Origin of the sequence: Furfurilactobacillus entadae (genome assembly GCF_045862745.1) — a bacterium.
GTDB lineage: Bacteria > Bacillota > Bacilli > Lactobacillales > Lactobacillaceae > Furfurilactobacillus > Furfurilactobacillus entadae.
On sequence record NZ_BQXN01000043.1, the window covers coordinates 1 to 2491 of the forward strand.

Sequence of the window (2491 nt, forward strand, 5' to 3'; positions counted from 1 at the left end):
ATTACCGGATCGCTCACATGATTGGGCACGCGAACGATTTTTAGGTACCCCTGGTATGAGTAAGCAAGAGGCAATGGCTTACGATGTTGAGCGGCATCAAGAGATAATCCAAAGAGGTGGACAAGAGCAAGGATTCTACAGTGCCCCATTCAAGATTAAAGGTCTACCATCGACACGTCCTTTTGAGCCGGTGCTACCTGGGCTCACCGCGATCACTTCGGCTAACGAAAATGAAAAATAGGCCAAGAAAAAAGGAGTTAGCATCATGAAAGACTTAACTGCCAATGAACCAAACAAACTGTATGGTGATGAACAGGTTCCCGTGGATTTTGTGTTAGACGTGGAACAAAAGTATCTAGGCAAGGTGTTGGCAGTGTTGCCAACAGAGAACTACAGTGTACAGTTGAGCGAAACGCCTAACAAGCTGCACATTTCTCAACTCAAAAGCGGGCCAATTAATGCAGGCCGAATCACAGGCCACCTCACTAGTAAACCGCAGCTGATCAATCAATTTGTGGAGCAGTTACGAGCGATTGATCTTGCCGCCGGTAATGTCATTGAAGATAACGAGCCAAATGTCCGTTGCACGTACTACAAAGATGAGAATAGTCAGGAACAAAAATGTGAGATTCGTTGGGGGCAAAACTATTGGCTCGCAAATACTCTGAAAGAGTTAAAAAAAGGCGATAGGGTTTGGTTCAAATCATATTCACGAGCGATAACTAGGTTTTGGGTGAGCGTTCCAGATGCTATGACTGGAAATGTTTTAAGAGTTCTCGAACAACAACCCAAAATTACACCAGAAACACTCGAATCCCTAAAGTATTCAAAGTATGAGCAAAATCAACGAGCTTTTACGTATAATTTTTTAACTGAAGTGTTACACGTGATCGCCATCCTATACATGTTCATTGGTGTTGCTTTATCGGTACCGGGTGCAATTGCAGGAAACAAAGGCGTCACGATTCCGCATTCACTCATTGTGCAATCAAATGCTGAAGCGGTGTCGATGCTAACGGGTGGTTTTGTCTTCTTCGTTATTGCGCTGATCATTTCTGCCCTAAGACATCATCTTGTGAAGCGAGAAATGGCAACACCGTGGTCAATGGTTCTCGAAAGAATCGATGAAGAAAATCAAATTGTGATTGGTTATCGCACACGTATCGTCTATTGGTTAGCCCATCATGTACAAAGTGCCTGGCTTAAAAAGATGTTGAGCCCACGTTATGCCCAGCGATTTTTGGAAATCCAAAGCGTATCGATGGACGTATCGATGGAAATGGAACTGATCGACCCAGCTGATCGGATTGAAAAGCAACCGGTGCGATACAACGTCTAACAAACCATAGTCAACAATTTAATAGCAGTGAATTGGTTTCCTTCATGTCCTTTTTCACTGCTTTATTAAAAAAGGTAAACGTGAATAATTAGAGGGGGCTTGTTTAATGAGTTATTTAGAAGTGTTTTGGCTTGGCTTTGTTTTTGGTCTTTCGTGGCTAACAGGAATATCTTCAGTAATTGCTATCAAATTGTTAGAAGATATATTAAGTGAAAAAAATAGCAGAATAATTTTAGTAATTGAAGATTTGTGTCTGCTGGTGGCTGCTTCTGGTCTTATATACTACTTGTATGAACGGTTCAAAATGCGTACAGGATTAAGATTAATATGGAACGATTTGAATGGAGCACTTGGCGTGGGGATTCTCGTGGGTATGGCTCTTTCATTCGGTTTCTTGTGGCTTGCTGTAAAAATCTCGGAAAGAAGTAACAAGGGCAAATAGATCAATATTGTTCACAAGGGTAAGCATAGTCAACAACTTAACAGTTGTTGACTATGCTTTTAAACGGCTTTAAACCCTGGGTTAGAGGTTGGTCAAGAACACTATTCAGCAAATAGACATGGTGTTTTCCTTCTTATATAATATACTGGTAATCATAATTGCAGGAACGCCCCCACGGTCAACTTCAAATTGACCCAGCGTGGGAGGTGATGCCCATGCAATTAAACAGAATGAGGTTAGCTTGCGGTGCACCTGTTAATTCAGGTACTCACGGCCGTTAGTTTAGCATTGACCATTATCGGTCAATGTAAAGCTATTTTTGGCCATAAAAAAAATCATCACTAATGTGATGATTTAACACGTCATTTTGCAATGTGATTACAGAGAGTCAGCTGTCGCAAGCAGCTGGCTCTTTTTAATTGCTACCATGATAATAGCACAATTCTTGTTGTTTTCAACCGTTAGCTCTGACCTGGTTGGAGTGTCACTAGGTCAGATTTAATGTAACGCACCACTGACCTGTTAATACCAAACTTTCGGGCAATGGCCGAGTCGGATAGTTGGCTGTACTGTAAGTCATTACAAACCTGCTGATAAATGTAGCGCTTTTGTGGGTCCTTTGCGTCCACAGCATATAGTCGTGGGCGCCCCTTATAAATTCCGCGCTCTTTGGCCAGTTTGATTCCTTGGGCCTGACGTTCTCTAATTCT

At 42.1% G+C, this 2491-nt stretch carries 3 protein-coding genes and 1 pseudogene; 3 read left to right on the forward strand and 1 reads right to left on the reverse strand.

Features of this window, described 5'->3' with window-relative positions; genetic code table 11:
- From ACKTR5_RS11565 to ACKTR5_RS11575, 3 genes are all read left to right on the forward strand, one after another.
- On the forward strand, positions 1-241 hold a 241-nt coding region (locus ACKTR5_RS11565; protein WP_407881651.1), incomplete at its 5' end, for a hypothetical protein.
- 24 nt (positions 242-265) lie between these two features.
- Positions 266-1339, forward strand: coding sequence for a PDDEXK family nuclease (locus tag ACKTR5_RS11570; RefSeq protein WP_407881653.1), 1074 nt, complete (start codon positions 266-268; stop codon positions 1337-1339).
- Positions 1340-1445: 106 nt separating this feature from the next.
- Complete coding sequence (locus ACKTR5_RS11575) at positions 1446-1781, forward strand: hypothetical protein (protein ID WP_407881655.1); 336 nt, start codon at positions 1446-1448, stop codon at positions 1779-1781.
- Between the two features lie 461 nt (positions 1782-2242).
- Here the strand turns inward: ACKTR5_RS11575 and ACKTR5_RS11580 are convergent.
- Positions 2243-2491, reverse strand: a pseudogene (locus tag ACKTR5_RS11580) (recombinase family protein); the annotation flags it as partial.